Annotated in this window: 5 protein-coding genes and 2 rRNA genes; 4 read left to right on the plus strand and 3 right to left on the minus strand. The window is 53.7% G+C overall.

The genetic code is table 11. The features are described from left to right. Positions 1 to 106 precede the first annotated feature (106 nt). A 23S ribosomal RNA gene (locus H7847_RS13740) occupies positions 107 to 2,955 on the plus strand. A gap of 85 nt (positions 2,956 to 3,040) precedes the next feature. Then, a 5S ribosomal RNA gene (gene rrf / locus H7847_RS13745) occupies positions 3,041 to 3,155 on the plus strand. A 71-nt stretch (positions 3,156 to 3,226) separates the two neighbouring features. On the opposite strand, the gene H7847_RS13750 is transcribed toward rrf, so the two are convergent. Continuing rightward, positions 3,227 to 3,817, minus strand: a complete 591-nt coding sequence (locus tag H7847_RS13750) for an IS66 family transposase (RefSeq protein WP_227270044.1) — start codon at positions 3,815 to 3,817, stop codon at positions 3,227 to 3,229. Between the two features lie 12 nt (positions 3,818 to 3,829). Continuing rightward, entirely contained in the window at positions 3,830 to 4,858 is a 1,029-nt protein-coding gene (locus H7847_RS13755; protein WP_227270045.1) for a GlxA family transcriptional regulator, read from the minus strand. Positions 4,859 to 4,909: 51 nt separating this feature from the next. Between H7847_RS13755 and H7847_RS13760 the strand changes: the two genes are divergently transcribed. Continuing rightward, positions 4,910 to 5,518 (plus strand): DJ-1/PfpI family protein, encoded by a 609-nt coding sequence (locus tag H7847_RS13760; RefSeq protein ID WP_227270046.1) that lies wholly within the window; start codon positions 4,910 to 4,912, stop codon positions 5,516 to 5,518. Continuing rightward, on the plus strand, positions 5,518 to 6,003 hold the full coding sequence (locus H7847_RS13765; protein WP_227270047.1) for an LOG family protein: 486 nt from the start codon (positions 5,518 to 5,520) through the stop codon (positions 6,001 to 6,003). Before H7847_RS13760 ends, H7847_RS13765 begins: the two co-directional genes overlap by 1 nt. 369 nt (positions 6,004 to 6,372) lie before the next feature. Here the strand turns inward: H7847_RS13765 and H7847_RS13770 are convergent. Continuing rightward, on the minus strand, positions 6,373 to 6,471 hold a 99-nt coding region (locus H7847_RS13770; RefSeq protein ID WP_227270060.1), incomplete at its 5' end, for an integrase core domain-containing protein.

The raw sequence follows: 6,471 nt of genomic DNA on the forward strand, positions 1-6,471 counted from the left end.
ACGGAGCAGGGCGGGAAAAGTATGCTTTTGGTTCAGGATAAAGACCATCTTTTAGTTACCAGCTGAGAGGGTCGCGATTGACGCAAGTCTTTCTTTTTCTGGATCAAATCAAGCGCGAAAAGGGCGTTTGGTGAATGCCTTGGCAGTAAGAGGCGATGAAAGACGTGATACTCTGCGATAAGCCATGGGGAGGTGAGAATAACCTTTGATCCATGGATTTCTGAATGGGGCAACCCACCTGATACTTTGTTATTATTGCTCGTTCGCGGGCGGCTAATAATGAGGTAAAACAGGTATTTATAACCTGAATACATAGGGTTATAAAGGCAAACCCGGGGAACTGAAACATCTAAGTACCCGGAGGAAAGGAAATCAATTGATACTCCCCTAGTAGCGGCGAGCGAACGGGGACCAGCCGAGCTCGATGTGTGGTTAGAATGCGTTGGAATGCGCAACCAGAGTGGGTGATAGTCCCGTATAAGAAGCACTGAGAGACGTATTAAGTAGGGCGGAACACGTGAAATTCTGTCTGAAGATCGGAGGACCACCTTCGAAGGCTAAGTACTCCTTACTGACCGATAGTGAACCAGTACCGTGAGGGAAAGGTGAAAAGCACCCCGACGAGGGGAGTGAAACAGTACCTGAAACCGAACGCCTACAATCAGTTGGAGGGGCTTTACGCCCTGACAGCGTACCTTTTGTATAATGGGTCATCGACTTGGTCTCACGAGCAAGCTTAAGCCGTTAGGTGTAGGCGCAGCGAAAGCGAGTCTTAATAGGGCGTCGAGTTCGTGGGATCAGACCCGAAACCGAGTGATCTAGGCATGGCCAGGTTGAAGGTAAGGTAACACTTACTGGAGGACCGAACCCACATCTGTTGAAAAAGATCGGGATGAGCTGTGCCTAGGGGTGAAAGGCCAATCAAACTCGGAGATAGCTGGTTCTCTGCGAAATCTATTTAGGTAGAGCGTCATCCGAATACCCTCGGGGGTAGAGCACTGGATGGGTAATGGGGCCCCACAGGCTTACTGATCCTAACCAAACTCCGAATACCGAGGAGTACTAGATGGCAGACACACGGCGAATGCTAACGTCCGTCGTGGAGAGGGAAACAACCCTGACCTACAGCTAAGGCCCCTAATTCATGGCTAAGTGGGAAAGCAGGTGGGACGACCAAAACAACCAGGAGGTTGGCTTAGAAGCAGCCATCCTTTAAAGATAGCGTAACAGCTCACTGGTCTAAATAAGTTGTCCTGCGGCGAAGATGTAACGGGGCTCAAGCCATGAGCCGAAGCTTAGGATGCATTTATTGCATGGTAGCAGAGCGTAGTGTGACATAACTCCATGTGTCCTTACCGGAATGATCTTTTCGAAGGTCTGGCCGGATTGGACACGCGGAGTTTTCTGTGAAGCCGGCGCGTGAGCGATCCGGTGGAGAGATCACTAGTGAGAATGATGACATGAGTAGCGACAAACAGTGTGAGAGACACTGTCGCCGAAAGTCCAAGGGTTCCTGCTTAAAGCTAATCTGAGCAGGGTAAGCCGACCCCTAAGGCGAGGCCGAAAGGCGTAGTCGATGGGAACCAGGTTAATATTCCTGGGCCAGATGGAAGTGACGGATCTCGAGGGTAGTTCATCCTTATTGGATTGAATGGGCTGCTTAGAGGTTCCTGGAAATAGCTCCATCGCTAGATCGTACCCTAAACCGACACAGGTGGACTGGTAGAGAATACCAAGGCGCTTGAGAGAACTATGTTGAAGGAACTCGGCAAAATACCTCCGTAAGTTCGCGAGAAGGAGGCCCAGTTTCTACGCAAGTATTGGCTGGGGGCACAAACCAGGGGGTGGCGACTGTTTATTAAAAACACAGGGCTCTGCGAAGTCGCAAGACGACGTATAGGGTCTGACGCCTGCCCGGTGCCTGAAGGTTAAAAGGAGAGGTGAGAGCCTTGAATTGAAGCCCAGGTAAACGGCGGCCGTAACTATAACGGTCCTAAGGTAGCGAAATTCCTTGTCGGGTAAGTTCCGACCTGCACGAATGGCGTAACGACTTCCCCGCTGTCTCCAACATAGACTCAGCGAAATTGAATTACCTGTCAAGATGCAGGTTTCCCGCGGTTAGACGGAAAGACCCCGTGCACCTTTACTACAACTTCACACTGGCATTAGGCCGAACATGTGCAGGATAGGTGGTGGGCTTTGAAGCGTGAACGCCAGTTTGCGTGGAGCCACCCTTGAGATACCACCCTTGTTCTGCTTGATGTCTAACCGCGGTCCGTTATCCGGACCCGGGACCCTGTGTGGTGGGTAGTTTGACTGGGGCGGTCGCCTCCTAAAGCGTAACGGAGGCGCGCGAAGGTTGGCTCAGAGCGGTCGGAAATCGCTCGTTGAGTGCAATGGCAGAAGCCAGCCTGACTGCGAGACTGACAAGTCGAGCAGAGTCGAAAGACGGCCATAGTGATCCGGTGGTCCCGAGTGGAAGGGCCATCGCTCAACGGATAAAAGGTACGCCGGGGATAACAGGCTGATACTGCCCAAGAGTCCATATCGACGGCAGTGTTTGGCACCTCGATGTCGGCTCATCTCATCCTGGGGCTGGAGCAGGTCCCAAGGGTACGGCTGTTCGCCGTTTAAAGAGGTACGTGAGCTGGGTTTAGAACGTCGTGAGACAGTTCGGTCCCTATCTTCCGTGGGTGTAGGATACTTGAGAGGAGTTGCCCCTAGTACGAGAGGACCGGGGTGAACGATCCACTGGTGGACCTGTTGTTGCGCCAGCAGCAGTGCAGGGTAGCTATGATCGGAAAGGATAACCGCTGAAGGCATCTAAGCGGGAAGCCCCCCTCAAAACAAGGTATCCCTGAGGGCCGAGGTAGACCACCTCGTCGATAGGCCAGAGATGTAAGCACAGCAATGTGTTCAGTTGACTGGTACTAATTGCCCGATAGGCTTGATTTGATCCAGTAGAAGCAAGACTTCGAACGATAATCAAAAGCATACACAGCACATTAGAGTGCTCGACTTGGACAGAGGTTTTTCATGGTTTGGTGGTCATAGCACGAGCAAAACACCTGGTCCCATCCCGAACCCAGCCGTTAAGTGCCGTAGCGCCGATGGTACTGCGTCTTAAGACGTGGGAGAGTAGGTCACCGCCAAACCTAGCAAAACCTCTGTTTTCGTATCTCTCTTTCGATGTGGCTTGCCCGAAAATATATTTTCATCATTAGTTTCATGTTGCCTTGACGATACGTTCAAAGGTAAGCGCCGTATCGCAGACCCGAACTCGTACTTTCAAGTAAGCGTTGCATCTGACCCCGATTCTGGGGGCTTTCTGCATCAACAACCAAGGCCTATATTGGCGACACGCCAATATGGAAACAGAAGAACGAGCTATTTCCGATCTAAGGGCCACATTGCCAGGCAGCAGCTGCGGCATAGTGGTTTCGTCCATAAATAACTTGGAACCGGATTTCAGGTCAGCATCCAATGCTTCATGGAGTGGGGTCAAAGCGTTAACCGCCTGTGTCATGAGGCGACCCATCGTTGATCTATGAAATCTGACACCAGCGCGTTTGAAAATCTCTTCTTGCCGGTAGTTAGGCAGGAAATCAGCAAATTTCCCAACGGCCAAACCCGCAATCATGCGATCATCGAAGCGGGTGTAGTCAAAGGCGCGCTTGGGAACCGGCGCCTGGACAAACCGATCACAGGTTCGACAGGTATATTTGAGATAGTGCTCTTCGATGACGCGAACCTCTGCGGGCTTGTAGGTCAGCCGCTCAATGATCTGTTCGCCGATCTTGCATAACCGATGCTGCACCGCGCACGGACGTCAGCTTTCGCCAAACAATGCCTGATAACTTGATGGCGAGGTTTGCAGCTGACGATGAAACGCTCTTCGCATTCTCTCTTGATCACGAAAGCCGCAGGCCAACGCGACAGCCTTCATACTGCGGTTGCTTTCAATCAGTAAGTTCCTGGCGGCATCGACCCGCATGCGTTCCAGCGACTTTGCTGGGGGCAGGCCAACGCTGGTTGTGTATCGGCGAGAAAAGCTTCGCCCACTCATTCCACAGCGGTCCGCCATGTCCGAAACGCTGGTCACATGTGCCAAATTCTCGCGCAGCCACTCATGCAACGCAGCGAACTCCCCTTTAGCATCCTGTGTTTGCCGAGCCAGATCAGCGCTGAACTGTGATTGTCCCGCTGACCGGATCATTGGCGTCACAAGGGAACTCGCGAGCCGCAATGCCGGGCCTCTTCCAAGGTCTTCCTGAACAACGGCAAGGGCCATATCGATGCCCGCTGTGATCCCTGCTGATGTCCAGATCGACCCTTCTTTGATGTAGATGGGATCAACCTCAACCTTCACCCTTGGGTAACGGGTGGCCAGAAGGTCGCAATCTTCCCAGTGGGTCACCGCACGCCGACCATCGAGCAGACTGGCCGCTGCCAGCACGAACGCACCGCAACAGACCGAGCATGTGCGCCTCGCGCGTGTTGAGAGTGTCGCGATAGCCTGCATCAAACCCTCATCATGCGCGGCAACCTCAGCACCATTCCCGCCAACAACCACAAGGGTGTCCGGGTCACCGTCACCCATTTCGTCCAAGACCCTGGACAGCGGCGCGCTATCGATCTGGACGATCGTATTCGTTGCAATCGAGCCGCCATCTAAAGACACGACGTGGGTCCGGTAGGCAGGGGTGTCTTCCCCTTCTCGATAGGCGTGCGTGAAGACCTGCAAGGGTCCGACGAGGTCGAGCAAGACGACGCCGGGATAGACGATGAAGATCACCGTTTTCTGGTCGGACGACGTCTTTGGCAGATTGGCGCAAAAAGGGGGCATGTTGTCATTCATGCCAGAGAGCGCCCGCGCTATCAACATCCCCAACACCAAGGAGGATTTGAAATGAGAACGATGGCCGCGCTCGTCTTTCCGAGCTTTGAAACGCTTGATTACTTTGGTCCGATGGAAATGTTGGGGAGCCCGGCACAAGGGATCGAAATCATAACGGTCGCGCAGCGGCACGAACCCGTGCCAAGCGTCCATGGTCAGCGTATCGTTATTGATAAAACGATAGCTGAAAAAAACGACTATGACCTGCTGTTTATCCCCGGCGGCGACACTGCATTGGAGGCAGCCAAGGACGAAGCACTGATGCAGTGGATAAGGGAGGCATCCGCAAACGCTGAGCGCGTCATGGCCGTTTGTACTGGAACGGTGTTGCTTGGAATGACCGGGGTTCTTGATGGTCGCAAAGCAACGACCAATAAGCTCGACTTTGAAAGTACCGCCCCTCTTGCCCCGAATGTGGACTGGGTGCGAGAGGCGCGATGGGTCGAAGACGGTAAATTCTTCACATCCTCTGGTGTTTCTGCCGGAATGGATATGTCCCTTGCCGTGATTGCCGACCTTTATGGAATGGCCGCAGCGGAAAGAGTAGCCTTGGGCACCGAATATGAATGGCACAAGGATTCCTCACGAGATCCCTTTGCAAAATTGGCGGGGTTGATCTGATGGGCTGTCCGATCAGGTCGGTCGGCGTATTTTGCGGGTCTGCGTCAGGTGTCGAGGATGTCTTCACCGCAAAGGCCGGATTGCTCGGCGCGCACCTTGGACATAGACAGCTTTCCCTTGTCTACGGTGGCGGCCGGGTCGGGCTTATGGGCGCTGTCGCCGATGGGTGCCTTAGTCACGCTGGGCAGGTCACCGGCGTGATGCCAAAAGCCCTCTTCGAGAAGGAGATTGCGCATCCGCATCTGACAGAGTTGATCATCGTAGCCGACATGCACGAACGGAAGGCGAAAATGGCTGCGCTGGTGGACGCCTTTGTCGTGCTTCCGGGCGGAACGGGTACGATGGAGGAATTCTTTGAACAATGGACATGGGGCCAGATCGGCTATCACAGAAAGCCGATCGCGCTGCTCAACGTAGCTGGGTTCTTCGATCCGCTCATCACGATGATAGATCAGATGGTGGCACGGGGATTTCTGTCGGCGTAGCACCGCGAGATGCTTCTCTGCGCTTCTGATACCGAGACCATCCTAAGTAAGTTATCAGTTTACGAGCATCCACCTGAAAAGAGTTATGCAAAATAGCAGAACTCTTCTGGCCACGGCGCAAAGCCGACCTTGGAGCAACCGCAGCGAATTGGTGCCTTGTCCCGCGTATTGCCAAGTCTCCAGTACAGGGCTCTCGCGGATGCAGCGAATGTCCGGATTGACGGGCCGCATCGGAGCATTCGAAGAGTTGCTCGAGTGTCCGGTTTCGGCCGGAAGTGCACAAATTTGTGCTTCCGTATTGGCGTGCCGCCAGTATAGGCCTCGGTTGTTGAGGCTGGAAGACCCTAAATCAGGGGTCAGATGCAACGCTTACTTTTGGTCTTCCTTTGACCGGTTAGCATATTCGTGTGGCGTCATGCCAGCGAGGCTGGAGTGAGGCCGGTTGTGATTGTAGTCGGCGCGCCATGC

Origin of the sequence: Roseobacter weihaiensis, from assembly GCF_020622345.1 — a bacterium.
GTDB lineage: Bacteria > Pseudomonadota > Alphaproteobacteria > Rhodobacterales > Rhodobacteraceae > Roseobacter > Roseobacter weihaiensis.

Bases quoted from the DNA above. Each gene is read 5' to 3' on its own strand.
- H7847_RS13765 (WP_227270047.1), top strand. From the start codon at position 5,518: ATGGGCTGTCCGATCAGGTCGGTCGGCGTATTTTGCGGGTCTGCGTCA.
- H7847_RS13760 (WP_227270046.1), top strand. From the start codon at position 4,910: ATGAGAACGATGGCCGCGCTCGTCTTTCCGAGCTTTGAAACGCTTGAT.
- H7847_RS13755 (WP_227270045.1), bottom strand. From the start codon at position 4,858: ATGAATGACAACATGCCCCCTTTTTGCGCCAATCTGCCAAAGACGTCG.